The following is a 24,973-nucleotide window of genomic DNA, read 5'->3' as shown; positions in this document are numbered from 1 at the left end:
AACACCTGTCCTCCTAATAAGAAGTGATCAGCACCATGGGTAGAGTTGTTGCGGCCGCTGTCTACAGCGCCGGTAAGAAAGTTACTGACATTACCCTCGACGAAGGCGCGGCCTGGGCCGCCAAACCCGGCCACTTTGTCTGGATCGGCCTGGAAGAACCCAACGCCCAAGAGCTGGCCAACCTGCAACGCCAGTTCAACCTGCATGAACTGGCCATCGAAGACGCCCTGGAAAAACACAGCCGGCCGAAGCTGGAGACGTTCGGCGATGCACTGTTTATCGTCACGTACTCGCCGGTGCGCGAGAACGGCAAGCTGGTGTTTATCGAAACCCATATCTTTGCCGGTAACGGCTACATCATCACGGCACGCAACGGTCATTCGGCGTCCTACGGCTTTGTGCGCCAGCGTTGTGAGGCGCGGCCGTTGCTGCTGGAACACGGGGAAGATTTCGTACTGTATGCGCTGCTGGATTTCGTCACCGAGAACTACCAGCCCGTGAGCGAAGCGATCCATGCCGAGATCGATGAGTTGGAGCGCAACGTGCTGTGCAGTTCTTTGAATGAGCGCGACATCCAGAACCTTCACGGCCTGCGTCGCGACGTGCTGCGGCTCAAGCGCTATGTGGCGCCGATGGTGGAGATCAGCCAGGAACTGCAGAAGCTGAGCTTCCCGTTCATCGACAAGAATATGCGCCCGTATTTCCGTGACGTGCAGATCCACGTGACACGCCAGATGGAAGACCTCACCACCCTGCGCGACATCGCCAGCCAGACCATCGAGATCGGTGTGTTGCTGGAGGCGTCGCGCCAAAGTGTGGTGCAGCGCAAGTTCGCCGCGTGGGCGGCGATCCTCGCGTTCCCCACGGCGGTGGCGGGGATTTATGGGATGAACTTCCAGAACATGCCCGAGCTGCAATGGCACTACGGCTATTTTGCGGTGCTCGGGTTTATCGCACTGGGCTGCACCGGCTTGTGGGCCAGCTTCAAACGTTCGGGCTGGCTTTAAGCCGCTGCGTCAGGCTTGTGCGCGACAAAACGCATCATCCACTCCGCCACGGTCACGCCGTGGTGGTCATGTTCCAGGCTGGCCACGCCGCTGTTGTAGATTTTCTCACCAAGGTTCTGCTGGCGAATATCCAGCAAGGCGCGGGAGTAATCGTGGATGAATTCCGGGTGGCCCTGGAAGCACAGCACCTGGTCGTTGATGTGGTACGCGGCAAACGGGCAGAAATCGCTGGAGGCGATGACGGTGGCGTTTTCCGGTAGCGCGGTGACTTGGTCCTGGTGGCTGATCAGCAGCGTCAGCTCTTCCACCCGTGGGCTCATCCACGGCGCCTTGGCAGCCATCTTGTAGTTGTGGATGCCCACACCCCAGCCCTGGCTTGCGCGCTCACTCTTGCCGCCCAGCAATAGCGCCAGCAGTTGGTGGCCAAAGCAGATGCCCAGCAATTTGTCGCCACGCTCATAGCGGTTGAGCAGGTACGCCCGCAGCCTCTCGATCCAAGGGTCGGTGCCGAAGGAGTCAGCCTTGCTGCCGGTGACGAGGTAAGCGTCGAACTGCTCGCTGTCGTCCGGGTATTCGCCGTTCATCACGTTGTACACGACGAACTCGGCCGCAATCGGCTGCTGGGAAAACAGACGCTGGAACATCTGCCCATACCCCTGATATTGATCCACCAACTCCGGGCGCAGGACATCGGTTTCCAGAATGCAGACGCGTAGCGACATAAAAAATACCTGACACGGTGATGGGAATAATGCACACCCAAGCCTGCCTCGAAACCCACCTGCAAAGCAAGTCCCTCTCTCACAGTCTGAGCCGTGTGAACGCCTAGAAAGATGCGCCCTGCGCGGCTTTTTCCAGCAGCAACGCCGGTGGCGTGAAGCGCTCGCCATACTGCTGCGCCAGGTAGCGGGCGCGGGCGATGAAATCGTTCAAGCCGTACTGATTGATAAACTGCAATGCGCCGCCAGTCCACGCGGCAAAGCCGATGCCGAAGATCGAACCGACGTTGGCATCCGCCGTCGATCGCAATACACCCTCCTCCACGCAGCGCACGGTTTCGATGGCCTGGATAAACAGCAGGCGGTCGCGCACATCCTGCGGCGAGATGCGTTGGTCGGGCCGTTCAAAGCGGCTTTTGAGCTCCGGCCACAGGAATTTCTGCGCGCCGCTCGGATACTCGTAAAACCCACCCCCCGCCGCCTTGCCTCCGCGTTTGTATTCATTGACCAACAGATCAATCACCAACGTCGCCGGGTGCTGCGGCACAGCCTTGCCTTCTGCGAGCAGATCCTTGGCCGCCTGCTGTCGGATATGGCTCATCAGGCTGAGGGATACTTCATCCGACACCGCCAACGGCCCCACCGGCATGCCGGCCTTGCGCGCTTCGGTCTCGATCATCGGCGCCGCCACGCCTTCGCCGAGCATGGCGATACCTTCGTTGGTAAAGGTGCCGAACACCCGGGAAGTAAAGAAACCGCGACTGTCGTTGACCACGATCGGGGTTTTCTTGATTTGCAGTACGAAGTCGAAACCTCGGGCCAGGGTTTCGTCCGAGGTGTGGACGCCCTTGATGATTTCCACCAGGGGCATCTTGTCCACCGGGCTGAAGAAATGCAGGCCGATGAACTTGCCTTGGTCCGGCACGGCCGTGGCCAACCCGCTGATCGGCAACGTCGAGGTGTTGGAGGCGATCACCGCGTCGGCCCCCACCACGCGCTGGGCGGCGGCGGACACCTTGGCCTTGAGTTCGCGGTCTTCGAACACCGCCTCGATGATCAAATCGCAGCCCGCCAGGTCGGCGTCCGAGTCCGTAGGATGAATGCGCGCCAGGGTGGTTTCCCGCTGTTCGGCGCTCAATTGCCCACGGCTGACTTTCTTGTCGAGCAACGCCGCCGAGTGCGCCTTGCCCTTTTCGGCGGCCGCCGGGTTGATGTCCTTGAGCACCACCTCGATACCCGCGCAGGCACTCGCATAGGCGATGCCCGCGCCCATCATGCCCGCGCCGAGCACCCCGACTTTGCGCGTGACGTACGGCGCAAAACCGTGGGGACGGGAGCTGCCCGCATTGATCTCGTTGAGCTGGAACCAGAACGTGCCGATCATGTTTTTCGCCACTTGTCCGGTGACCAGCTCGGTGAAGTAGCGGGTTTCGATCAGGTGCGCGGTGTCGAAATCGACCTGGGCGCCCTCAACGGCGGCACACAGGATCTTCTCCGGTGCCGGGAAACAGCCTTGGGTTTTGCTGCGCAAGATCGACGGGGCGATTGCCAGCATCTGCGCCACATTCGGGTTCGACGGCGTGCCACCGGGGAGCTGATAGCCCTTGTTGTCCCACGGCTGCCGGGCCTCGGGGTTGGCAAGAATCCAGGCGCGGGACTTGGCCAGCAGCTCATCGCGATCCGCCGCCAGCTCGTTGATCAAACCGGCCTGCAACGCCGGTTGCGGGCGGATTTTTTTGCCCTCCAGCAAGTACGGCAAGGCCTTTTCCAGGCCCAGCATGCGTACCATGCGCACCACCCCGCCGCCACCCGGCAGCAGGCCCAGGGTCACCTCCGGCAGGCCGAGCTGCACGGATTTGTCGTCCAGTGCGACCCGGTAATGACACGCCAGGCAAATCTCCCAGCCGCCGCCTAGGGCGGCGCCGTTGATCGCGGCCACCACCGGCTTGCCAAGGGTTTCCAGGCGGCGCAGTTGCGCCTTGAGCAGCAATACGCCGTCATGGAAATCCTTGGCCTGGGCCTTGTCGACCTTGATCAGTTCATTGAGGTCGCCGCCGGCGAAAAAGGTCTTTTTCGCCGAGGTGATGACCACGCCGGCCAGCGTGTCTATCTCCGCCTCCAGACGCGCAACGCTGGCCGCCATGGCCTCGCGGTACGCGCCATTCATGGTGTTGGCGCTCTGGCCGGGCATGTCGAGGGTCAGCACCACGATCTGGTCCTGGCCTTTTTCGTAACGAATGGCTTGGGTCATGCTGGATTCCTTGGGCTCAGAGCCGTTCGATGATGGTGGCGATACCCATGCCGCCGCCGACACACAGGGTGGCCAGGCCGTAACGCTGCTGGCGTGCTTCCAGTTCGTCGAGCAAGGTGCCGAGGATGGCGCAGCCGGTGGCGCCCAACGGGTGGCCCATGGCGATGGAGCCGCCGTTGACGTTGACCCGGGCGGCGTCGATACGCATGTCCTTGATGAATTTGAGCACCACAGAAGCAAACGCTTCGTTGACCTCGAACAGGTCGATGTCCTCGACGCGCAAGCCGGCCTTGGCCAGGGCCTTGCGTGTCGCCGGCGCGGGGCCGGTGAGCATGATGGTCGGGTCGGTGCTTGTCACCGCCGTGGCGACAATGCGCGCCCGCGGTTGCAGGCGCAGTTCGCGGCCCTTGGCCTCGGAGCCGATCAACATCAACGCGGCGCCATCAACAATCCCGGAACTGTTGCCCGGTGTGTGTACGTGCTGGATGCGTTCGACATGGCTGTAGACCCGCAGCGCCGTGGCATCAAAGCCCATCTGCCCGATCATCTCGAAGCTCGGCTTGAGCTTGCCCAGCCCTTCGAGCGTGGAATCGCCACGAATGAATTCATCGTGGTCCAGCAGCACGATGCCGTTCTGGTCCTGCACCGCGACCAGCGACTTGTTGAAGGAACCGTCGGCACGCGCCCTCGCCGCTTTCTGCTGCGAGTGTAGGGCAAAGGTGTCGACATCCTGGCGTGTAAAGCCTTCCAGGGTGGCGATCAGGTCCGCGCCGATACCTTGCGGGGTGAAATGGCTGTGCAGGTTGGTGTGCGGATCCAGCACCCAGGCGCCGCCATCGCTGCCCATGGGCACGCGAGACATGGACTCGACGCCGCCGACCACCACCAGGTCTTCAAAACCGGAACGCACTTTCATCGCGCCGAGGTTCACCGCTTCCAGGCCCGAGGCGCAGAAGCGGTTGACCTGTACGCCGGCGACGCTGACGTCCCAGTCCGCCACCAACGCGGCGGTCTTGGCGATGTCGGCGCCCTGGTCGCCCACCGGGGTCACACAGCCCAGCACGATGTCATCCACCTGCTGGGTGTCGAGGTCGTTGCGCCGGGCCAGTGCGGTGAGCAAGCCGGCCACCAGGGTCACGGGCTTGACGCTGTACAAGGCGCCGTCAGCCTTGCCTTTGCCCCGGGGCGTGCGTATCGCATCAAAGATCAAAGCTTGGGTCATGACGTCCTCGAACCGCTGTACCTGTGTGCCCCTACCTTAGGCCCGATTGACACGGTTTCAATGACGGATGCGCTCATTGCTTTTGACCCCCTCGCTCGGACGAACGGTAGGTCGCCGGGGCAATCCACTGATTAATCGTTTTAGCTGTCTAGCCAACGGTCTGGCGCCAAGATGGCGTTAGGCCTCATGCCGTTTTTAGCGCGAATGCTGATGAGCTGATATGAAATGGATCTAAGCCACGCAGAACGAGGGCTCTAAGGTTGAATCAGTAGGAGGTTGCTGCCGGGTTTTGCTGGAGCAACTGTAAGAAAAGCGACACGTCATACCGTCATACTGCGATAAAACGGCACGTATTTGACGCTCAGGAATAACAAAAAAAGGCAGTCAGCCATGTTCAAGCACTCGAAAGTACGTCAGGCGGGACTTATTCTGTTCGCCACCACACTGATTCTGATCCTACCCAACCTGACCAAGATCATTGGGTAACCCTTAAACACCCGCACTGCGCGTATACACAGCATCAGGACTACAGTTTTTGGCAGCACCTGCCGGGACATTGCCAATAGCAATCCTGTTGCGGGGGCTGTCTTTTTGCCTGGATTTTTCCGGTATCGTGAGCGCCATCGCCACTTTGCAGCAGGCCTTCCTCTTGAAATCGATCCTTGCCCTCCTCGCCCTGTTCATGGCCCTGCCGGTCACGGCGGCGCAATTGACCATCGACCTGGACCATGCCAGCAAGACCTGGCAGACCGCCGAATTGCTCAAACACCCGGCGGTCAAAACAATTCAGATCATCGATGACGTTTCCTACAAGCGCACCATGACTTATCGCGCGGTGCCGCTGGCAGCACTCCTACCGGGCCTCACAGCACAGAGCCATCTGCAAGCGGTTGCCCTGGACGGGTTTGCCGCCGAACTCACGGCCGCGCCCTTGCTGGCAACCCACGGCGCCCGCGCCTGGCTGGCGGTGGAGGACCCGGCGCAGCCATGGCCGGCGCTGGCAGATGGCAAACCGAGTGCCGGGCCGTTCTATCTGGTGTGGACCGACCCGCAAGCCGGGCATATCAGCCCGGAACAGTGGCCGTTCCAGATCTGCGCGATCAAGCAGTTGAAGACCGTCGCAGAGCGTTTTCCGGCACTGTTGCCGGCCCCGGAACTGGCCGCCGATGATCCGATCAACCAAGGCTTTGCGTTGTTCCAGAAAAACTGCCTGGCGTGCCATCGGCTCAATGGTGCCGGGGACGCGCAGGTGGGGCCGGATCTGAACATTCCCTACAACCCCACGGAATATTTCAGCGGTGACTTTCTCAAGCGCTATATCCGTGACCCGCAAAGCCTGAGGCACTGGCCACAGGCGAAGATGCCGGGGTTTGCGGCCAGTGTGTTACCGGACCGCGAGTTGGATTTGTTGGTGGGATATTTGAAGCACATGGCGGGACGTAAACAACAACCCTGAGTACAACATATATCAACGGTGGGAGCTGGCTCCCACACAAGCCAGCTCCCACCGTTGATCGCCTTCGCCTACTGTTGCTGCACAGCAATCACCGGCGTCGGCGCCACGAACACCTTGGCATGCATCTGCTCATGCCCACCGCCACGGCGCATGCCGCGTACCGGGCAGGCGTCGAGGTAATCCAGGCCCACCGCCAACTTCAGGTGCCGCTCGGGCCGCGCCAGTTGGTTGGTCACGTCGAAGCTGTACCACGCGTCATCCAGCCAGGCTTCGGCCCAGGCATGGCTGGCCAGGTGCGCACTGTCTTCGCTGTACAAATACCCCGACACATACCGCGCCGGAATCCCCAGGCTGCGGGCGCAGGCGAGGAACGCATGGGCGTGGTCCTGGCATACGCCAGCACGGCCGGCGAAAGCTTCGGCGGCGCTGGTGTCGACTTCGGTGGCACCGGGTGTGTAGACCATTGAGTGGTTGAGGGCGTGCATCAAGTCGATCAGCGCGTTGCGGTCGCGGCGTTGATGGCAGTGTTGCAGGGCAAACCCGCGCAGGGCTTCGTCAGGCTCGGTCAGGCGCGTACTGCGCAGGAACGGGAACGCCGATTGGCTCTCGTGTTCGGCCTCGCTCAGTTCGTCGATGTCTACCTGGCCACGGGCACCGATGATGATGGCGTCATGGGGCTCGTCCAGGGTCAGCACATGCAGGATGTTGCCGAATGGGTCCACTTGCGCACGTACCGGGCGCGGCAGGTCGAGCTGCCAACTGATGACGTTCTGACGCTCGCTGTCGTGGGGCGTAAGGCGCAGGTACTGAATGCTGGTGCGAACCTGGTCTTCATAGTGGTAGGTGGTTTCGTGGCTGATGGAGAGTCTCATGCGGCCTCCAGGTAGGAGCTGTAGATGGCGTCGCCCAACTGGCGCACCAGGGGGATAAAGTCGGTCAGCCAGGCGTGCAGGCCTTCCTCGAGGATTTCATCGATGGCAGTAAAGCGCAGGCGCGCATCCATCTCGGCGGCCAGGCGCTGGGCCGGGCGGCCGTTGAGGCCGGGCAGGCTGGCGAGGATCTGGTCGATCTCTTCGCTGCAGGCGCGCAATGAACGTGGCACATCGGCGCGCAGCAACAACAATTCGGCGACTTGTCGCGCGCCTGGCGCATCGCGATAGATCTCGGTGTAGGCCTCGAACGACGACAGCGCACGCAGCAAGGCGCTCCATTGATAGTAGGCGTGGGCCGTGCCGTCGGTGACCGCTGCAGCCTGGTCGCCGGCCATTTCATAACGTGCGTCGAGCAGGCGCAGGGTGTTGTCGGCGCGCTCGATGAACGTACCCAGGCGGATAAAGCGAAATGCGTCATTGCGCATGATGGTGCCGTAGGTCGCGCCCCGGAACAGGTGGGAACGCTCCTTGACCCATTCACAGAAGCGGCTCATGCCATAACGGCTCAGGCCCTGCTGGGCAATGTCGCGAATATCCAGCCAGGTGGCGTTGATGTTTTCCCACATGTCGGCGGTAATTCGCCCACGCACCGCATGGGCACTGGCCCGCGCAGCGCCGAGGCAACTGTAGATGCTGGCCGGGTTGGCCGCGTCCAGGGCAAAGAAGTGCAGCAGGTGTTCGGCGTGCAGCTCAGCGTGGCGCTCGCGGTAGTCATCCAGGGTGCCGGTAATCAACAGCGGCATGGCCAGTTCATGCAGGCCATCACCGCGCCCGTCCTGGGGCATCAGCGACAGCGAATAGCTGACATCGAGCATCCGCGCGAGGTTTTCCGCGCGCTCCAGGTAGCGCGACATCCAATACAAATCCGAGGCAGTTCTACTCAACATGGCATCAGTCCTCCACCACCCAGGTGTCTTTGGTACCACCGCCCTGGGACGAATTAACCACCAGCGAACCCTCACGCAGCGCCACGCGGGTCAAACCGCCAGGCACTACACGGGTTTCCTTGCCGGACAGGACGAACGGACGCAGGTCGATATGACGTGGCGCGATGCCGTTTTCGACAAAGGTCGGGCACGTCGATAAACACAGGGTTGGCTGCGCGATATAGGCGTGGGGCTTGGCCTTGATACGTACACGGAAGGCCTCGATTTGCGCTGCGGTGGAGGCAGGGCCGACCAGCATGCCGTAGCCACCGGAGCCTTGGGTTTCCTTCACGACCAGATCCGGCAGGTTGGCCAGGACGTGGGACAGTTCGTCGGGCTTACGGCACTGGAAGGTAGGAACGTTGTTGAGGATCGGTTCTTCGTCCAGGTAAAAACGGATCATATCGGTGACGAATGGGTACACCGACTTGTCATCCGCCACCCCAGTGCCGATGGCATTCGCCAGCACGACATTGCCGGAACGGTACGCGGCCAGCAGGCCGGGCACGCCGAGCATGGAGTCCGGATTGAACGCCAGCGGGTCGAGGAAGGCGTCGTCGAGGCGGCGGTAGATCACGTCCACGGCCTTGGGGCCATCGGTGGTGCGCATGAACACGCGGTCATCGCGTACGAACAGGTCGGCACCTTCCACCAGTTCCACGCCCATTTCCCGGGCCAGGAAGGCATGTTCGAAAAACGCGCTGTTGAAGCGCCCCGGGGTCAACACCACCACGCTGGGGTTGTCCAGGGGGCTGGAGCTTTTCAGGGTGTCAAGCAGCAGGTTGGGGTAATGGTCGATGGGCGCGATGCGTTGGGCGGCGAACAGCTCGGGGAACAGGCGCATCATCATCTTGCGGTCTTCGAGCATATAACTGACGCCGCTCGGTGTGCGCAGGTTGTCTTCCAGCACGTAGTAGGTGCCGTCGCCATCACGCACGAGATCGACCCCGGAGATGTGGGAATACAGGTCGCGGTGCAGGTCCAGACCCTGCATTGCCAACTGGTATTGCTCGTTGGCCAGCACCTGCTCGGCGGGGATGATCCCGGCCTTGATGATGCGCTGATCGTGGTACAGGTCGGCGAGAAACATGTTCAGCGCCTTGACCCGCTGGATGCAGCCACGCTCGACAACCCGCCACTCGCTGGCCGGGATGCTGCGCGGGATGGTGTCGAAGGGAATCAAGCGCTCGGTGCCCTGCTCGTCACCGTAGAGGGTGAAGGTGATGCCGGCGCGGTGAAACAGCAAATCGGCTTCACGCCGACGCTGGGCCAACAGATCATCTGGGGTTTCGGCCAACCAGCGGGCGAACTCGCGGTAATGAGGCCGGACCTGGCCTGCCCCATCGTACATTTCATCGTAATAAGTGCGGATCATGCCGAACTCCTTGTCACCCGGGCGCTAGAACCATCGCAAGGCCCGTGCCAGCGGCATAAACACTTAAAAATCAGTGAGTTGAATTAAAGCAAGGACACAAGCGCACCGTCCTGGTGCAGCCAGATGCCCGCCGTCACGTCGCGCGCTTCATCGCAATGCGGGCTTTGACTATCAGCAGCATAGCCAGAGTTGATTTCACTGCCCGGCCAAGCCTGCGGATAATCGCCCCATCTGCTGAACACGCTCCTTCAGCACACCGCTCTTCCCTTTAGGCCACCCTTCTTGGGTGGCTTTTTTTTGGTGCTGAAAAATGGCGCACAAGTTCAGAATAGTTTTCCCACGCCACAAACAAAATCGGCCGACCCAAAGGTCAGCCGATACGCTGCGTTTTTTCATACAACTACATGGGTAACCCACGCACCTCCTGCTTGACGCCCCACCCTTCGATAATCCCGCCCAGAGGCTCTACCACCGCCCCGAAGTCCTGTTCGAAGTCTCCTATACCGTCGTAGGTGGCAAACATGATTTTGCTCAGTTCCAGATACCAGGCGCCATCGTCGCGCGCACTGACCTGGGCATTCAGGGATTCCCCACGAAACTCACCCGCAGCCCTGCGCGCACGTTCCTCATCCGGGAAAATGGCGTAGAACTCAATGGGGTGGAAACGCGAGAAGTCGAAGCCGCCTTCTTTCATGCGGCGCAGAACGTTGGTGCTGATGTCTTCTTGATAGGCTGTGCTCATGAAAAGTGCTCCTCTGACCGATGGATAGACTTTCCGTGCTTCCCGAGGCCCACGCCGTACTGGCGCATGGACTACGGCGATGACAACACCGCTGGAAAACAAGCATGTAGCTGACAAGACCAGACCTTAGCGATTCATTCGCTGATCTCGCTTGCAGAGTAGCGCGAAGCTTTGACCACCACCAGAGGCACTTTAGTGGCAACCACGCAATGTTCAGGCGGCGGGCAAAATGTCGAGGATTTGAATGCTGTTCTGGTCTTTGAGGATTTTGACCGTCGGCTCAGACTGGCGCCCCTCAAGGTCATTGAGGTCGAGTTCGGCGGCGACCGGCAGCAGCTTGTTGCGGATCATGTGCGCAGCTTCTTCAAGGCTGGGCTTTTCATTGCAGGTGAACTGCTCCACCGAAGTCTCGCCGTGATCATCAACGAAGGTAATGTTCCACGTTTGCATCGGTGCCTCCTCGATAAAGCCCATGTGTGGGCTCACATCCATCTGGACCTTGAGGGATCGCCAAACGTTCCACTCAAGGCTGGAGGCACCGGATCAGTTGCGCTTACTTCTCGGCGTGGTCCTTGAGGGCTTTCAAGGTGTTGAACGGCGCATCCACCACGAATTTGTTGGCCAGCCACGATGGCACGCTGCCGCCTGGCTCGGTGTGCACCTGGTAAGTGACTTCGGTCAGGTTGTCGCCTTTGGGCACCAGTTTCCAGAAGCCCTCGACCTGGGCCACACGCACATAGCCTTTGACTTCCGGCTGGTAGGTCGGCACTTCCAGCAGCTTGCGCGTCAGGGTGCCGTCAGCGGCCTTGGAGGTGGTGATCTCCAGGATGGAGTCACGGTCGGTGACCGGGAACGGAGCCTTGAACTGGGTGTAGGTCCAGCTCTTGTCGCCTTCCTGCTTGAGCAGTTTTTGCGATTTGCACTCGTGAATCCAGGCACAGGCACCCGCAACGTCTTCTTGCAGTGCCTGGATCTTGGCCACCGGCGCCTTGATCGTGGTCACGCCGCGATAGGCCTTGTACTTGGAGCCGGCCACTTCACTCAAGGACACCTTGATCCCGTCTTCATCTTTGGCGACCTGCCAATCCTCAGCCTGGGCCGTAGCAGCAAACAACACCGTAAACCCGCACAGCACAGCCATTCGTTTCAGCGAACCCATTGTTGTATTCCTTATTGTTGAAGTTCCGATAGTAAAGCCCATCAAGCCGCCGTCATCTGCTCCCACCAACCGATCAAGCGGATCGCATCGGCCTGGTCGGTACCGCAGACCTCGATGTCCGCCTTGAAATCACTGCATACCGCCGGCCGCTCCGGCTGCCCGAACAGCAGGCACAGTTGTTCGACCGACAGGTGCAGGCAGCGTTCGCCTGCCGGTTTGCCTTGTGGCATTCCCGGTAATGGCGAACTGATGGAAGGGGCGATGCAGCACGCGCCACAGCCTTCACGGCAATTCATGACAGGCAGGTCCTCGACGACTCAATGTGGATGGCCGGGCTAGAGTACGCCCTTAAACAGCCGTTTTAAAATGGTCTAACAGGGGTTTTTCGCAGAAAACAAAAATGACTGACCAGTCTCCGACACATGGTCGAAGAGCCACGTCACGTTTGCAGGAAAAGTTTACTGCTTGAACTCAAATTCCAACGCCGCGCCTTCAACGTCACGCCGCTCTTCGTTGCGCAGTTGCAGCTTCATCTCATTGCTGAGCAGGCGACCGTTGATCTGGAAGGCGCTGTTGCCTGCCGGTTTCTCGCCAAACATCGGCGGCAGCAGGGGCACGCTCTGGGGCTTGGGCATGGTGCCGATGGGTTGCAAGTGCCTGACCATGTCCGAAGGCAGGGACAGGTCCAACTGTGCCGGTGGCAATTTGGTCTGGGTAACTTCCTGGGACGACTTCGACTTGCTTGTCGTACGCTTTTTCACCGCAGCGGCTTTTTTCTTGGCCTCGACGGCCTTTTTGGCCGGGGCCTTCTGCGTGGCGCCGGCGGTGACCTTGCCCTGGGTCACAGGTGCTGCCGCCAGCACTGTGCTGACGTTACACAGGCTTAACAGGCCAATCACCAAGACAGCGCGAAAAATACAGGTCATATCGCCTACAGCATTAACGGCAGAGGGCCATATGCTCGCTTGTTGTGGGCAGCATGACAAGCGCGGTGATTGGCCAGCGGCCGGTCACGTCCCTATTCCCGGGCTCAAAAGCCGGCGGCGGTTTCCTGGCAAAGTTGGCTGGCGAGCATCCCCAACGTCATCAGCGCCCGCTCTGCCTCGCGGTTCCACGCTGTGCCGCAATTGAGACGGATACAGTGGTTGAACTGCTCGGTGTTACTGAAGATCAGCCCCGGTGCAATGCTGATGCCTTGTTGCAAGGCGCGTACGTGCAGTTCCTGGGTATTGACCCGTCCCGGCAAACTGACCCACAGGATAAAACCACCACTGGGGCGGGTCATCTGCGTGCCTTCGGGGAAGTACTGCTGCACGGCGAGCTGGAAGGCGTTGAGGTTCTTGCGGTACTCCTGGCGGATGTAACGCAGGTGGCGATCATAGCCCCCGTTCTCCAGGTACGCGGCAACGCCCATCTGCGTGACGCTGCACGCCGAATGGGTGCTGAACATCTGCAGGCGCTGGATTTCCTGCTGGTACTTGCCGGCAATCATCCAACCGATCCGCACGCCGGGTGACAGGGTCTTGGAGAAGCTCGAGCAGTAGATCACCCGGTCCAGGCGGTCGTAGGCCTTGAGGGCCTTGGTGCGACCGACTTCAAACATCAATTCGCCGTAAATGTCGTCCTCGACGATCTGAATATCGAAATCCGACGCCAGGCGTAGCAACTGTTTTTGCCGTTCCTCGGGCATGGTGCCACCGAGGGGATTGCTCAGGCGCGTGGTCAGCACCAGGGCCTTGATCGACCATTGGTTGGCCGCCAGTTGCAAGGCTTCCAGGCTCATGCCGGAGGCTGGATCACTGGGGATCTCAATGACCTTGAGGCCAAGCAGATCAGCCAGTTGCAGCAAGCCGTAATACGTCGGCGATTCAGCGGCGATCAGGTCGCCAGGCCGGGTCAGCACGCGCAGCGACATCTGCAGCGCATCGACGCAGCCATGGGTGATCACCACTTCGGACGGGTCGACCACCACGCCCGCATCGCGCATGCGGATCGCCACCTGGCGGCGCAGCGGCTCGAAACCGGGGCTGAACATGTAGCTGAACGCCCGTGGGCTCTGGAAGCGCGTGACCTTGGCCAACTGCTGGTGCAACGCGCGCACCGGCAAGTAATCGACACTCGGCACGGCGGCGCCCAACGGGAACACGCCTTCGCGGCGCGATTCGACCAATACCTGTTGGATAATGCTACTGCGGGTGACCAACCCTGGGCGCTCGACGCGGGCGATGTCTGGCGTTGGCGCGGTGAGCGCCGGCGTCTGGTGCACGTAGTAGCCCGACTGCGGGCGTGCGCGGATCAGCCCCTGGTCTTCCAGGTTGGCATAAGCCTGCAACACCGTGGCGTGGCTGACGTTGAGCTGGGAGCTCATCTTGCGCACCGAAGGCACACGCTCGCCCGGTTGATAGACGCCGCGCCGGATGTCCTCGGCCAGTTGCTGGGCGATACGTTGGTAGAGCAACAGATTGGTCATGACGCAGCACTCGATTTCACGGGTATTTTATTTTTGTGTGAAACATACCGGCACAGTTTAAAAGTGTACGGGGACAGTTGCCACAATAGTCGAGCGCGGTCGGGAGTGACAGTAAAAACTGTAAGGGTGCTTAAGAGCCTTTTGGGTGTACACCAAACAAAATGTGGGAGCGGGCTTGCCCGCGATAGGGGTGTATCAGCAGAAACAACTCTGGCTGACCTACCGCAATCGCGGGCAAGCCCGCTCCCACACAAGCTCACTTACACATTTGGATTTGTGTGTGGCGTCTAGCGGGCGGCGCCCAACTGGCCTTTTTCGTCGGAGAACACGATTTCTACCCGCCGGTTCTGCGCCCTGCCCCGCTCGGAAGCGTTGGCTTCGACCGGGTACTGGTCACCATAACCTTCAACCTGGATGCGTTTTTCGTCGATCCCCAGGTCCACCAGCACATCGGCCACCGATTGCGCACGGTCACGGGACAGCTTGAGGTTTTCCTGCTCGCCGCCGGTGCTGTCGGTGTAACCCTCGATACGCACTACGCGCTTGGGGTTCAGTTGCAGGAACTGCACGATTTTCAGCACGGTGCGGTTGGCGGAGTTTTTCAGTTCCGCTTCACCGGTATCGAACAGCACGTCGCCCAGGGTCATCACCAAGCCACGATCGGTCTGAGTGGTGGTCAGGCTGGCGATCTGTTCTTCGAGCCATTTGCCCTGTTGCTGCACACTGGTCAGCTTGCTTTCACGCAGGGCCAGTTGCAGGCGCTGGCGCTCCAACTCGAGCTTGGCACCGCGCTCGGCATTGAGCGCCTGCTCGGTGTGTTCGCGGGCAATCGCGCTGTAACGCTGGCTCAGATAGGCGTAATGCGCAACGTCGGCGCCACTGCCCCAGTAGCTCGACAGGCGGTCGGCACGGGCCAGGGATTCACCGGCGCGGATCACGTCCTTGGGCGCAAAGCGCAGCACGTTGGCGTCTTCCTTGACCTTCTGGAAGTCGTTGCCCGCCTGCTGCAAAGCCTGCTCGCTATCAGGGTGACTGGCGCAACCGCCCAACACCGCCGAAACCAACAGCAGCGCACCACTCAAACCACGGATCATCGGGCTCATTGGGCTTCCCCCAACTGCAACTGCTTGCGCAGGCGTGTGATGCGGGTGTTGAGCACGTTCAACTGTTCCTGGCTTTTGCGGGTCAGCACCTTGGCTTCGGCCAGGCGCGCGTCCAGCTCGCCTTGCTCAGAGCGCATACGGGCGTTCTTGTAGGACTCGTCGGCCATGCTGCCCTTGGCCCGGGCGAATTTGGCTTCGGCCAGTTTCAACTCGGGCGATTCATCGGTGTTGGCACCCACGGCGCTGGCTTGTTCCAAGGCTTGCTGGGTGAGGCGCATTTGTTCATTCGGCGCAGGATCGGCCGCACATCCCGCCAAAGCGACAACGGCGAGGGCCGCAAAAAGAGGTCGAAGAGTCACTGAAAATCCTTACTTTGCTGGAGTGCCGACAGGTTGCTGCAATTGCGCTTTCCAGCGCTCGAGATTGCGCTGCGTTGCCGCTTGCACCACACCGGACGCGGGCAATTCTGTCATCTTTTTCGCCAGCTGTCCGCGCAGCCACGGATCATTGCAGGCAGAGTTGTGGGAAATCGCCAGGTACAGGCCGGGCTGATCGATGGGCACCTCATGCGCAATCAAGTCATTGCTCATCCCCAGGGTCTGGGCCATGGCCATGCCGGAGTAACGACCGGCAAGGACGTAGTCCACTTCCCCGAGCAGCAATTTCTGAAACGCCGGCGTCAGACTCGGCAGGCGTTGCAGGGTGAGCTGCTGCCCGGCGAACGTTTCGAAAGCGGCGCTCAAACGTGCACGCTCAGAGGCCGCACCTTTGTGGCCGTGCAGGTCGGCGGCGGTGGTGTAGGCCAGTGCCGAGTCCTTGCGGGTCCAGACCAGGTAGTCGGTCTGCACCAGTGCCGGATGGATGTAATCGAGGGTGTCCAACTCGCCCAGGTTCAGCGGCGCGTCGGCGAGGATGTCCATGCGCCCGCTGCGCACTTCGTCCAGGGCCAGGGAGCGTTTGCCGCCGTAGAGCAGGTCGATTTTCAGGCCGAGGTCCTTGCCCACTTGTTGCAGCACATCGGCGGTGGCACCGATCAGGCGTGTGGGGTCTTGGGGGTCGCGCCAGAGCAAAGGCGGTGCGTCGGGGCTGCCGGTGATCACCAGGCGCTCGCATTTGCCGGCGGCCAGCGCCAGGCCTGGCAGTAGCGTGAGGCTCAGCAGTAAGGTCCAGGGGCGCAGTTCCATGGCGAGGTGCTCCAGCAAGTCAAAAAAAAACCCGGTCACAAGGACCGGGCTCTTTATAAGTGAAGCGACTGGATTAGACCAGCTTCTCCAGCTCGGGTACGGCTTCGAACAAGTCTGCCACCAGGCCGTAGTCGGCTACCTGGAAGATCGGCGCTTCTTCGTCCTTGTTGATCGCAACGATCACTTTGGAGTCTTTCATGCCGGCCAGGTGCTGGATCGCGCCGGAGATACCGACGGCGATGTACAGCTGTGGCGCCACGATCTTGCCGGTCTGGCCGACCTGCATGTCGTTGGGTACGAAACCTGCGTCGACGGCCGCGCGGGAAGCGCCGACCGCAGCGCCCAGCTTGTCGGCCAGGGCATACAGGTGCTTGAAGTTGTCACCGTTCTGCATGCCACGCCCGCCGGAGACGACGATCTTGGCAGCGGTCAGCTCAGGACGATCCGACTTGGCCAGCTCTTCGCCAACAAAGCTGGAAGTACCCGCGTTGTGGGCAGCTGCAACGGCTTCAACGGCAGCCGAACCACCTTCGGCGGCAACCGGGTCGAAACCGGTGGCACGCACGGTGATGACTTTCACCGAGGCCGTCGATTGCACGGTGGCAATGGCGTTACCGGCGTAGATCGGGCGCTTGAAGGTGTCAGCGCTTTCAACCGAAACGATCTCGGAGATCTGGTCAACGTCCAGCTGCGCGGCGACGCGTGGCAGGATGTTTTTGCCGTTGGACGTGGCGGCAGCCAGGATGTGGCTGTAGCCAGCGCCCAGCTCTGCAACCAGAGGGGCAACGTTTTCCGGCAACTGGTGAGCGTACGCGGCGTTGTCGGCCAGCAGCACCTTGCTCACGCCAGCGATTTTCGCGGCGGCTTCAGCCACGGCGCCAGCGCCCTGACCTGCAACCAGCACGTGAATATCGCCACCGATTTTAGCGGCAGCAGCCACGGTGTTCAGGGTGGCCGGGGCCACGACCTTGTTGTCGTGTTCAGCGATTACCAAGATAGTCATTGTCAGATTACCTTCGCTTCGTTTTTCAGTTTCTCGACCAGTTCAGCGACCGACTTGACCTTGATGCCCGCGCTGCGTGCAGCCGGTGCTTCAACCTTGACGGTCTTGTTGGTGGACGCGGTGGAAACGCCCAAAGCATCCGGAGTCAGCACTTCGAGAGGCTTCTTCTTGGCTTTCATGATGTTTGGCAGGGACGCGTAGCGCGGCTCGTTCAAACGCAGGTCGGTGGTGACGATGGCCGGCAGTTTCAGGGAAACGGTCTGGGCGCCGCCGTCGATTTCACGGGTCACAGCGACGCTGTCACCGCTCACTTCGACTTTGGACGCGAAGGTGCCCTGGCCGTAACCGGTCAGTGCAGCCAGCATCTGGCCAGTCTGGTTGTTGTCGCTGTCGATGGCTTGCTTGCCAAGGATCACCAACTGAGGCTGTTCCTTGTCGACAACAGCCTTGAGCAGCTTGGCCACGGCCAGGGAGGTCAGCTCTTCAGCGGACTCGACCAGGATGGCGCGGTCGGCACCCAGTGCCAGGGCGGTACGCAGCTGCTCTTGAGCAGTGGTCGGGCCGATGGAAACCACGACGATTTCAGTTGCCACGCCTTTCTCTTTCAGGCGTACGGCTTCTTCCACGGCGATTTCACAGAACGGGTTCATCGACATCTTGACGTTAGCAAGATCGACGCCGGAATTGTCCGCCTTGACGCGAACTTTCACGTTGTAATCGACAACGCGTTTGACAGCTACAAGAACCTTCATGGATTCCTCGTTACTCTCCGGTGAAAAGAAAGTCGCCTAGGCGAACCTGGCGGTTGATGCTCATCGGCACACAAGGGCACCTCCAAAAACGTCGGCGGATGACCTTGCTCACGGGAAATGACGACCGTTCGTCAGTGGTGACTGAGAGGTCATTCTTTATCGCAGCGTGTAAACTGCGCGCCCGAGTTTCGGCGCGCGTCACCTGTCTTGCTTTTGGACGTGCTCTTGAAACCTGCTGTCTGCCTACGGTAAGCGCAAAACCGACCGTATATTGACCGGAACGCCTATTCTGGTCAATACGGCAAAATAGCCAGTCATAAGCCGCGTTGCTTTGATTTACCTAGCCTGCGGGCAATTCAAACAAACGTTTGTATTGGACGCTCGCAGTGGTCTATATATAATGCGCCACCTAGAGAGAAAGGTGGGTCAGGCCTTTGCGCCAGACGACACCGAACCTCCATCCATTAGAAAAAAAGCCTGTTGAGCCTTGAGTAGGAGATAACCTGTGGAACGCGAATACATGGAATTCGACGTGGTCATCGTCGGCGCTGGCCCGGCGGGCCTGTCTGCCGCCTGCCGACTGAAGCAGAAGGCCGCCGAAGCCGGTAAGGAAATCAGCGTCTGCGTGGTCGAGAAAGGCTCCGAAGTGGGCGCACATATTCTCTCCGGTGCGGTGTTTGAACCCCGCGCCCTGAACGAATTGTTCCCGGACTGGAAAGAACTCGGCGCCCCGCTCAACACCCCCGTGGTGCGCGATGACATCTATGTACTGCGCAGCCCCGAAGCCTCCACCAAGGTTCCTGACTTCTTTGTGCCCAAGACCATGCACAACGAAGGCAACTACATCATCTCCCTGGGCAACCTGTGCCGCTGGCTGGCCCAGCAGGCCGAGAACCTGGGCGTGGAAGTCTACCCAGGCTTCGCCGCCCAGGAAGCGCTGTTCGACGAAAACGGCGTGGTACGCGGGATCATCACCGGCGACCTCGGCGTCGACCGCGAAGGCAACCCGAAAGAAGGCGTCTACACCCCGGGCATGGAACTGCGTGGCAAGTACACGTTGTTCGCCGAAGGTTGCCGTGGCCACATCGGCAAGCAGCTGATCCAGCGCTTCAACCTGGACAGCGACGCCGACGCCCAGCACTACGGCATCGGCCTCAAGGAAATCTGGGAAATCGACCCAGCCAAGCATCAACCAGGCCTGGTGGTGCACACCGCCGGTTGGCCGCTGGACATCATGAGCAACGAGAACACCGGCGGTTCGTTCCTCTATCACCTGGAAAACAACCAGGTGGTCGTCGGCCTGATCGTCGACCTGTCCTACAGCAACACCTTCCTGTCGCCGTTCGATGAGTTCCAGCGCCTCAAGCACCACCCGGTGCTGGCCCAGTACCTCGAAGGCGGCAAGCGCATCAGCTACGGCGCCCGCGCCCTGGCCAAAGGTGGCATCAACTCGCTGCCGAAGATGGTGTTCAAGGGCGGCGCATTGATCGGCTGCGACCTGGGCACCATGAACGTGGCCAAGATCAAGGGCAGCCACACCGCGATGAAGTCTGGCATGCTCGCCGCCGACGCCGTGGCCGACCGCCTGTTTGCCGAATCCGAAGGCGGTGATGAACTGACCGCTTACGTCGACAGCTTCAAGTCCAGCTGGCTCTACGAAGAACTGTTCGCCAGCCGCAACTTCGGCCCGGCGATGCACAAGTTCGGCCCGATCCTCGGCGCCGGCTTCAACTGGTTCGACCAGAACATCCTCGGCGGCAAGATGCCATTCACCCTGCACGACACCAAGCCGGACTACGCCTGCCTCAAGCTGGCCAAGGACAGCAAGAAGATCGACTACCCCAAACCCGACGGCAAGCTGAGCTTCGACAAGTTGAGCTCGGTGTTCATCTCCGGTACCAACCATGAAGAAGAACAGCCGTGCCACTTGAAGCTCAAAGACCCGAGCATCCCGATCGGTACCAACCTGCCGCTCTACGATGAACCGGCGCAGCGCTACTGCCCGGCGGGCGTGTATGAAGTGATCACCCAGGAAGACGGCGCCAAGCGCTTCCAGATCAACGCCCAGAACTGCGTGCACTGCAAGACCTGTGACATCAAGGACCCTTCGCAGAACATCACCTGGGTAACGCCGGAAGGCGCGGGTGGGCCGACTTACCCGAATATGTAACGCCAACTGAGGCTCCCAAATGGGAGCCTTTTTTGTGGCAGGAACTCGGTCAAATGTGGGAGCGGGCTTGCTCGCGAAAGCGGTGGGTCAGTTAGAGCATATTTGACTGACAAACCGCTTTCGCGAGCAAGCCCGCTCCCACATTGACCCATTGAATCAGTAAGATCTAGGCGACGCGCTCCTCGCCGGGGTTACGCTCGAAGTAGCGCTTGTACTCGCGACTGAACTGCGACGTACTCTGATACCCCACGCTATGCGCCGCCTGCGCCACCCCCATGCCTTCCACCATCAGCAACTGCTGCGCCTTCAACAAGCGCAATCGCTTCAGGTACTGCACCGGCGACAACAAGGTGCAGCGCTTGAAATGCTCGTGAAACGTCGACGCACTCATGTGCGCATACCCCGCCAATGTCTCGATATTCAGCGGCTCGGCATAATGGGCGTGCAGGTGATTCAATGACGTGGCGATTCGCGAAAACTGCCCCTGCTGTTCCACCAAGGCGCGCAACACATCGGCCTGCGGCCCGCGCAGCGCGGTGAACAACAATTCACGCACCCGCGCCGGGCCCATGATCCGGCTTTCCAGCGGATCATGCAGGCACTGCAGCAGCCGTTCGACGCAGCCACGCATGGCGTCATCCAGCACCACCGAACTCATCGACTCCAACGTCTGCGCCGTCGGCGGCGGCCCGGCCTGAATGCCCATGGCCATCACCAACTCCCCCAGCACCACACGGTCGATGCCCACCGTCACCCCGTAGAGCGGCGCATCCGGTGCCATGGCAAACGTCTCGCACTCGAACGGCACCGGCATGGCCTGGATCAAATAGTGCCCGGCGCCATACTCCAGCGTGCGCGGGCCCAGGTAGGCGACTTTGCTGCCCTGGGCCACGAACATCAGGCTGGGCTCATAGATCTGCGGGCCGCGCGCCACATCGCAGCTGGCGCGCAATACCTTCACGCCCGGCAGGTGGGTCGGCGAGAAACCGTCGCAGGGCGTCAGCCCCTCAATCAAGGAAACCAGCGTGGCGTTGGCATCAAGATGGCGAGTCAACAACATGGCAAAAAACTTCGCGAAAAAGGGATGAACGCATCATCGCAGGTCCGGCGACACAAAAACCCAAACCCGGGGCACCTCCGGACGAATAGGCATGAGACTCGGAGCAATCGCCATGGCCGCTGCAAAGCCCGGCGCGGAGAATGCGCCGCCTCACCTGTCATTGCTTTTTGCGAGGTTTTTCCCATGTACACCGCCATCGGTTATGCCGCCCAGTCGGCCACCACTCCCCTCGCCCCCATGTCCTTCCAGCGCCGCAGCCCGCGCGTCGATGATGTGGCCATCGAGATCCTGTACTGCGGCGTGTGCCACTCTGACATCCACCAGGCACGCAACGAGTGGGGCATCGCCGTGTACCCGCTGATGCCGGGCCACGAGATCGTCGGCAAAGTCACCGCCGTCGGCGCCGACGTCACCGCGCACAAAGTCGGCGATCTGGTCGGCGTGGGCTGCATGGTCGACTCGTGCCGTCACTGCGACGCGTGCAAGTCGGACCTGGAGCAATACTGCCTCGAAGGCCCGACCATGACCTACGCCACCCCGGACCGCGTCGACGGCAGCAACACCATGGGTGGCTACTCCGACAGCATCGTGGTCAGCGAACACTTCGTGGTGAAGATCCCGGCCAGGCTCGACCTGGCCAGCGCCGCGCCGATCCTCTGCGCCGGCGTGACCATGTACTCGCCGATCAAGCACTACGGCATCAAGGCTGGCGACAAGGTCGGCGTATTGGGCATGGGCGGCCTCGGCCACATGGGCATCAAGCTGGCCAAGGCGATCGGCGCCGAAGTGACCTTGTTCACCCGCTCGGCGAGCAAGGCCGAGGAAGGCCGTCGCCAGGGCGCCGACCACGTGATCGTGTCCACCGACGCTGCGCAGATGCAAGCTGCTGCCGGGCAGTTCGATTTCCTGCTGGACACCATCCCGGTGCAGCACGACCTCAACCCCTACCTCGACGTGCTGCGCTTTGACGGCGTGCACATCCTGGTCGGCCTGATCGAGCCGGTCGACCCGCCGGTCAACGCCGCCAAGCTGATCCTGGGCCGCAAGGTGCTGGCCGGTTCGCTGATCGGTGGCATTGCCGAAACCCAGGAAGTCCTGGATTTCTGCGCCGAACACGGCATCAGCTGCGACATCGAAATGCTCGACATCCGCAACATCAACGAAGCCTACAGCCGCATGATCGCCGGCGATGTGAAGTACCGCTTTGTCATCGACATGGCGACCCTCAAGGCCTGATCAGGCCTTCGCGCCCAACTCCGCTGACAGCCGCGCTGCGACCTGTTTGATCACAGGGATCAGCTCGGCCATTTTCTCCAGCGGCATGTAGGGCACGGTACTGGCGATGCTGATGCCGGCGACAATCCGCCGGCTGGCATCGCGCACAGGTGCCGCGACACAACGGATCGACGGTTCGTTGTCTTCCAGGTCGAACGCATAACCGCCCACCACGTATTCACGCATGCGCTGCTCGAACTGGGCCCAGGACTGCTCCGGGTGCTGCGGCCACTGCGGGCTTTTCCCTGCGGCCGGCAAGCTGACGTCGTACAGGCGCTGCCACTCTTCGACCGAATCATCCAACAGCAATGCCTTGCCGATGCCCGTACGCGCCAGCGGCATGCGGTGGCCGACCCGCGAGCGCATTTCCGGGCCATTGCGGCCGGGGTTCTTGTGCAGGTAGAGCACGTCGTCGTACTCGCGGATGGCCAGGTGGATGGTGTCCCCGGTCAACGCCGACAATTCGTCCAGGTACGGCACCGCCAACGTCACCAACGGCAGCTCTTCACGCGCCTGGAAACCCAGCTCGATCAGTTTGGGCCCCAGCAGGTAACCGACTTGCGGCACCACGCGCAGGTAGCGCTCCTCCACCAGGCAACTGGCCAGGCGGTGGGTGGTGCTGCGGGTGGTGCCGATGCGTTTGGCGATCTCTTTGAGATCCCGCGCACCGGCCGCCACCGCTTGTACCACGCCCAGGCCACGGAGCAGGGTCTGGGTGCCGGTGGGGGCGGCTTCTTTGACGGGGGTGTGGGCGTTTTCCTGCATATCGGGCCTATAAGTGTGAAAGCGCGGGCATTATGGCAAAAGCTGAACCTGAGCACAGCGAAGATCAAAATGTGGGAGCGGGCTTGCTCGCGAATGCGGTGTGTCAGTCACCTGATGAGCTAGCTGGCCCACCGCATTCGCGAGCAAGCCCGCTCCCACATTTAGTCCTCACATGGCATGGCTTAGCGTTGTTTCATGCGATCGATGATCACCGCCAACAGCAGGATCGAACCACGGATCACGTACTGGTAGAAGGTATCGATGTTCTTCAGGTTCATCGCGTTCTCGATGATCGCCAGGATCAACACCCCGGCGATCACATGCCGGATCATGCCGATCCCGCCGCTCAACGACACCCCACCCAGCACGCACGCCGAAATCACCGTCAGCTCGAAGCCCTGGCCAATCATCGGTTGGCCCGAGGTCATGCGCGAGGCGAGGATCACCCCGGCCAACGCACCCACCAAGCCGTGTACGGCAAAGATGATGATCTTGGTGCGATCCACATTCACCCCGGCCAGCAGCGCCGCTTCCTGGTTGCCGCCAATGGCCATGGTGTTGCGCCCGTAGGTGGTGTAGTTGAGCAGCCAGCCAAAGAACACAAAACACAGCACGGTGATGATGATCGGCACCGGCACACCCAGCAGTTGGCCGTTGCCGAACACGAAGAAACGTTCATCCATCACCCCCACCGCCTTGCCATTGGAGAAGATGTAGGCCAGGCCGCGCACGATCTGCATGGTCGCCAGCGTCGCAATCAACGCATTGATGCGCAGCTTGGCAATCACGATGCCGTTGATCAGCCCCACCACCAGGCCCATCGCCAACGCGGCCGACACGCCGAGCACCACGCTGTCGGTGTCGCGGATCACGATGCCGGCCACCACGCCGGCGCAGGCGATTACCGAGCCCACCGACAGGTCGAAATGCCCCGACGCCAGGCAGAACAACATGGTGCAGGCGGCGATGCCCACCGTGGAAATCGCCAGGCCCAGCCCGCGCATGTTCAGCGGCGAAAGGAAGTTGTCGATAAACAACGCACTGAGCACAAAGATGCCCAGCGCCGCGAGCAACATCACCCAGTCATCGAGGAACTTGCGCTGGTTGAAACCCGGCCAGAAGCCCTTTGCAGTTTTTACCTCGGACATACTCACCTCGAATTCATCAAGCCCGCGAACGCGGGAGAGCCAGTTGCAACAGCCGTGCTTCGTCCGCTTCGGCGCGGGTCAATTCGCCGGTCAAGGCGCCTTCACTCATCACCAGGATGCGGTCGCTGATGCCCATCACTTCCATCAAATCGCTGGACACCACGATCACCGCAATCCCGCTTGCCGCCAGGGTATGGATGATCTGGTAGATCTCCGACTTGGCGCCGATATCGATGCCGCGGGTGGGTTCGTCG

Annotated in this window: 24 protein-coding genes and 1 pseudogene; 4 read left to right on the top strand and 21 right to left on the bottom strand. The window is 61.0% G+C overall.

What is annotated here, in order from left to right:
- The first annotated feature begins 35 nt into the window (after positions 1-35).
- Positions 36-1,007 carry a magnesium and cobalt transport protein CorA gene (locus LIY36_RS03725; protein WP_192297198.1) on the top strand — a complete coding sequence of 324 codons (972 nt, stop codon included), beginning with the start codon at positions 36-38 and terminating at the stop codon, positions 1,005-1,007.
- Here LIY36_RS03725 and LIY36_RS03720 read toward each other — a convergent pair.
- The 3 genes from LIY36_RS03720 to LIY36_RS03710 all read right to left on the bottom strand — a co-directional run bounded on the left by LIY36_RS03720 (position 1,004) and on the right by LIY36_RS03710 (position 5,199).
- Entirely contained in the window at positions 1,004-1,729 is a 726-nt protein-coding gene (locus tag LIY36_RS03720; RefSeq protein ID WP_192297199.1) for an amidotransferase, read from the bottom strand. The two genes, LIY36_RS03725 and LIY36_RS03720, sit on opposite strands and share 4 nt — an antisense overlap.
- 103 nt (positions 1,730-1,832) lie before the next feature.
- Entirely contained in the window at positions 1,833-3,977 is a 2,145-nt protein-coding gene (locus tag LIY36_RS03715) for a 3-hydroxyacyl-CoA dehydrogenase NAD-binding domain-containing protein (protein ID WP_226454840.1), read from the bottom strand.
- Between the two features lie 16 nt (positions 3,978-3,993).
- Complete coding sequence (locus LIY36_RS03710) at positions 3,994-5,199, bottom strand: acetyl-CoA C-acetyltransferase (protein WP_226454839.1); 1,206 nt, start codon at positions 5,197-5,199, stop codon at positions 3,994-3,996.
- Positions 5,200-5,848: 649 nt separating this feature from the next.
- On the opposite strand from LIY36_RS03710, the gene LIY36_RS03705 reads away from it, so the two are divergent.
- Entirely contained in the window at positions 5,849-6,655 is an 807-nt protein-coding gene (locus LIY36_RS03705; protein ID WP_226455215.1) for a c-type cytochrome, read from the top strand.
- Between the two features lie 68 nt (positions 6,656-6,723).
- On the opposite strand, the gene LIY36_RS03700 is transcribed toward LIY36_RS03705, so the two are convergent.
- The 14 genes from LIY36_RS03700 to LIY36_RS03635 all read right to left on the bottom strand — a co-directional run bounded on the left by LIY36_RS03700 (position 6,724) and on the right by LIY36_RS03635 (position 18,301).
- On the bottom strand, positions 6,724-7,527 hold the full coding sequence (locus tag LIY36_RS03700) for a transglutaminase family protein (protein WP_226454838.1): 804 nt from the start codon (positions 7,525-7,527) through the stop codon (positions 6,724-6,726).
- Entirely contained in the window at positions 7,524-8,474 is a 951-nt protein-coding gene (locus LIY36_RS03695) for an alpha-E domain-containing protein (RefSeq protein ID WP_192297203.1), read from the bottom strand. Before LIY36_RS03695 ends, LIY36_RS03700 begins: the two co-directional genes overlap by 4 nt.
- Positions 8,475-8,478: 4 nt before the next feature.
- A complete protein-coding gene (locus tag LIY36_RS03690; protein ID WP_192297204.1) occupies positions 8,479-9,888 on the bottom strand; it encodes a circularly permuted type 2 ATP-grasp protein in 1,410 nt (469 codons plus the stop codon).
- Positions 9,889-10,288: 400 nt separating this feature from the next.
- On the bottom strand, positions 10,289-10,630 hold the full coding sequence (locus tag LIY36_RS03685; protein ID WP_025854181.1) for a ribonuclease E inhibitor RraB: 342 nt from the start codon (positions 10,628-10,630) through the stop codon (positions 10,289-10,291).
- A gap of 213 nt (positions 10,631-10,843) precedes the next feature.
- Positions 10,844-11,080, bottom strand: a complete 237-nt coding sequence (locus LIY36_RS03680) for a hypothetical protein (protein ID WP_226455214.1) — start codon at positions 11,078-11,080, stop codon at positions 10,844-10,846.
- A 103-nt stretch (positions 11,081-11,183) separates the two neighbouring features.
- Positions 11,184-11,789 (bottom strand): START domain-containing protein, encoded by a 606-nt coding sequence (locus tag LIY36_RS03675; RefSeq protein ID WP_192297205.1) that lies wholly within the window; start codon positions 11,787-11,789, stop codon positions 11,184-11,186.
- Between the two features lie 41 nt (positions 11,790-11,830).
- Positions 11,831-12,085, bottom strand: coding sequence for a YkgJ family cysteine cluster protein (locus LIY36_RS03670; RefSeq protein WP_015885398.1), 255 nt, complete (start codon positions 12,083-12,085; stop codon positions 11,831-11,833).
- A gap of 162 nt (positions 12,086-12,247) precedes the next feature.
- On the bottom strand, positions 12,248-12,715 hold the full coding sequence (locus LIY36_RS03665; RefSeq protein WP_226454837.1) for a translation initiation factor 2: 468 nt from the start codon (positions 12,713-12,715) through the stop codon (positions 12,248-12,250).
- Between the two features lie 104 nt (positions 12,716-12,819).
- Entirely contained in the window at positions 12,820-14,259 is a 1,440-nt protein-coding gene (locus tag LIY36_RS03660; RefSeq protein ID WP_192297207.1) for an aminotransferase-like domain-containing protein, read from the bottom strand.
- Between the two features lie 287 nt (positions 14,260-14,546).
- Positions 14,547-15,362 (bottom strand): OmpA family protein, encoded by an 816-nt coding sequence (locus LIY36_RS03655; RefSeq protein WP_226454836.1) that lies wholly within the window; start codon positions 15,360-15,362, stop codon positions 14,547-14,549.
- Positions 15,359-15,721 carry a DUF4398 domain-containing protein gene (locus LIY36_RS03650; RefSeq protein ID WP_226454835.1) on the bottom strand — a complete coding sequence of 121 codons (363 nt, stop codon included), beginning with the start codon at positions 15,719-15,721 and terminating at the stop codon, positions 15,359-15,361. Before LIY36_RS03650 ends, LIY36_RS03655 begins: the two co-directional genes overlap by 4 nt.
- A gap of 9 nt (positions 15,722-15,730) precedes the next feature.
- The gene (locus tag LIY36_RS03645) at positions 15,731-16,546 is read right to left on the bottom strand and encodes a substrate-binding periplasmic protein (RefSeq protein ID WP_226454834.1); all 816 of its coding nucleotides are present in this window, start codon (positions 16,544-16,546) and stop codon (positions 15,731-15,733) included.
- Between the two features lie 73 nt (positions 16,547-16,619).
- Positions 16,620-17,549 (bottom strand): electron transfer flavoprotein subunit alpha/FixB family protein, encoded by a 930-nt coding sequence (locus tag LIY36_RS03640; protein ID WP_192300701.1) that lies wholly within the window; start codon positions 17,547-17,549, stop codon positions 16,620-16,622.
- Positions 17,550-17,551: 2 nt separating this feature from the next.
- A complete protein-coding gene (locus tag LIY36_RS03635; RefSeq protein ID WP_024076934.1) occupies positions 17,552-18,301 on the bottom strand; it encodes an electron transfer flavoprotein subunit beta/FixA family protein in 750 nt (249 codons plus the stop codon).
- A gap of 505 nt (positions 18,302-18,806) precedes the next feature.
- Between LIY36_RS03635 and LIY36_RS03630 the strand changes: the two genes are divergently transcribed.
- On the top strand, positions 18,807-20,471 hold the full coding sequence (locus LIY36_RS03630) for an electron transfer flavoprotein-ubiquinone oxidoreductase (protein ID WP_226454833.1): 1,665 nt from the start codon (positions 18,807-18,809) through the stop codon (positions 20,469-20,471).
- Positions 20,472-20,637: 166 nt separating this feature from the next.
- Here the strand turns inward: LIY36_RS03630 and LIY36_RS03625 are convergent, their stop codons facing one another.
- The gene (locus LIY36_RS03625) at positions 20,638-21,531 is read right to left on the bottom strand and encodes an AraC family transcriptional regulator (protein WP_192300699.1); all 894 of its coding nucleotides are present in this window, start codon (positions 21,529-21,531) and stop codon (positions 20,638-20,640) included.
- Between the two features lie 183 nt (positions 21,532-21,714).
- On the opposite strand from LIY36_RS03625, the gene LIY36_RS03620 reads away from it, so the two are divergent.
- Complete coding sequence (locus LIY36_RS03620; RefSeq protein ID WP_226454832.1) at positions 21,715-22,767, top strand: NAD(P)-dependent alcohol dehydrogenase; 1,053 nt, start codon at positions 21,715-21,717, stop codon at positions 22,765-22,767.
- On the opposite strand, the gene LIY36_RS03615 is transcribed toward LIY36_RS03620, so the two are convergent.
- The 3 genes and pseudogenes from LIY36_RS03615 to araG all read right to left on the bottom strand — a co-directional run.
- Positions 22,768-23,571, bottom strand: a complete 804-nt coding sequence (locus tag LIY36_RS03615; protein WP_226454831.1) for an IclR family transcriptional regulator — start codon at positions 23,569-23,571, stop codon at positions 22,768-22,770.
- Positions 23,572-23,753: 182 nt separating this feature from the next.
- A complete protein-coding gene (gene araH, locus LIY36_RS03610) occupies positions 23,754-24,719 on the bottom strand; it encodes an L-arabinose ABC transporter permease AraH (protein ID WP_192300696.1) in 966 nt (321 codons plus the stop codon).
- 16 nt (positions 24,720-24,735) lie between these two features.
- Positions 24,736-24,973, bottom strand: a pseudogene (araG, locus tag LIY36_RS03605) (L-arabinose ABC transporter ATP-binding protein AraG); the annotation flags it as partial.

The sequence above is a fragment of the Pseudomonas sp. AF03-9 genome, assembly GCF_020515815.1.
Lineage (GTDB): Bacteria > Pseudomonadota > Gammaproteobacteria > Pseudomonadales > Pseudomonadaceae > Aquipseudomonas.
This window is presented reverse-complemented; position numbering and strand designations above follow the sequence as displayed.

Coding starts and splice junctions, on each gene's coding strand:
- LIY36_RS03725 (WP_192297198.1), top strand. CDS start 36: ATGGGTAGAGTTGTTGCGGCCGCTGTCTACAGCGCCGGTAAGAAAGTT.
- LIY36_RS03720 (WP_192297199.1), bottom strand. CDS start 1,729: ATGTCGCTACGCGTCTGCATTCTGGAAACCGATGTCCTGCGCCCGGAG.
- LIY36_RS03715 (WP_226454840.1), bottom strand. CDS start 3,977: ATGACCCAAGCCATTCGTTACGAAAAAGGCCAGGACCAGATCGTGGTG.
- LIY36_RS03710 (WP_226454839.1), bottom strand. CDS start 5,199: ATGACCCAAGCTTTGATCTTTGATGCGATACGCACGCCCCGGGGCAAA.
- LIY36_RS03700 (WP_226454838.1), bottom strand. CDS start 7,527: ATGAGACTCTCCATCAGCCACGAAACCACCTACCACTATGAAGACCAG.
- LIY36_RS03695 (WP_192297203.1), bottom strand. CDS start 8,474: ATGTTGAGTAGAACTGCCTCGGATTTGTATTGGATGTCGCGCTACCTG.
- LIY36_RS03690 (WP_192297204.1), bottom strand. CDS start 9,888: ATGATCCGCACTTATTACGATGAAATGTACGATGGGGCAGGCCAGGTC.
- LIY36_RS03685 (WP_025854181.1), bottom strand. CDS start 10,630: ATGAGCACAGCCTATCAAGAAGACATCAGCACCAACGTTCTGCGCCGC.
- LIY36_RS03680 (WP_226455214.1), bottom strand. CDS start 11,080: ATGCAAACGTGGAACATTACCTTCGTTGATGATCACGGCGAGACTTCG.
- LIY36_RS03675 (WP_192297205.1), bottom strand. CDS start 11,789: ATGGGTTCGCTGAAACGAATGGCTGTGCTGTGCGGGTTTACGGTGTTG.
- LIY36_RS03670 (WP_015885398.1), bottom strand. CDS start 12,085: ATGAATTGCCGTGAAGGCTGTGGCGCGTGCTGCATCGCCCCTTCCATC.
- LIY36_RS03665 (WP_226454837.1), bottom strand. CDS start 12,715: ATGACCTGTATTTTTCGCGCTGTCTTGGTGATTGGCCTGTTAAGCCTG.
- LIY36_RS03660 (WP_192297207.1), bottom strand. CDS start 14,259: ATGACCAATCTGTTGCTCTACCAACGTATCGCCCAGCAACTGGCCGAG.
- LIY36_RS03655 (WP_226454836.1), bottom strand. CDS start 15,362: ATGAGCCCGATGATCCGTGGTTTGAGTGGTGCGCTGCTGTTGGTTTCG.
- LIY36_RS03645 (WP_226454834.1), bottom strand. CDS start 16,546: ATGGAACTGCGCCCCTGGACCTTACTGCTGAGCCTCACGCTACTGCCA.
- LIY36_RS03640 (WP_192300701.1), bottom strand. CDS start 17,549: ATGACTATCTTGGTAATCGCTGAACACGACAACAAGGTCGTGGCCCCG.
- LIY36_RS03635 (WP_024076934.1), bottom strand. CDS start 18,301: ATGAAGGTTCTTGTAGCTGTCAAACGCGTTGTCGATTACAACGTGAAA.
- LIY36_RS03625 (WP_192300699.1), bottom strand. CDS start 21,531: ATGTTGTTGACTCGCCATCTTGATGCCAACGCCACGCTGGTTTCCTTG.
- LIY36_RS03620 (WP_226454832.1), top strand. CDS start 21,715: ATGTACACCGCCATCGGTTATGCCGCCCAGTCGGCCACCACTCCCCTC.
- LIY36_RS03615 (WP_226454831.1), bottom strand. CDS start 23,571: ATGCAGGAAAACGCCCACACCCCCGTCAAAGAAGCCGCCCCCACCGGC.
- araH (WP_192300696.1), bottom strand. CDS start 24,719: ATGTCCGAGGTAAAAACTGCAAAGGGCTTCTGGCCGGGTTTCAACCAG.